We start from the raw sequence: 257 nt of genomic DNA, 5'->3' as shown, positions 1-257 counted from the left end.
GTTTTGACAGCGCATAAATACATTTCTTGAAATTTTTTGGTGTTGATTTAAATAAATATCTTCAAGTAAAGCGCCCGTACGGCGTGAGGAAACACCAATATGCCGACCACTGATGTAAGTAGATAAATCGACTTCTTTAAGTTGACTGCAAATGACGAACTCATCTGTTACCAAATGATCAAAGATAATTTTGGGTGATAAATATTGTTCTAGGTCAATCACGAAATCGAGCTGCTGTGTCGCTAAGTCAGTCATAA

The 257-nt window shown here is 36.6% G+C and carries 1 protein-coding gene; it reads right to left on the bottom strand.

The features are described from left to right. The coding region (locus AC3II9_RS22050; RefSeq protein ID WP_489158864.1) for a type 2 periplasmic-binding domain-containing protein at positions 1–257 on the bottom strand (257 nt) is incomplete at both ends.

This window comes from Lysinibacillus sp. RU7 (assembly GCF_057837305.1).
The sequence above is the reverse complement of the archived record's forward strand: the minus strand, read 5'-3'. Positions and strand labels throughout refer to the sequence as shown.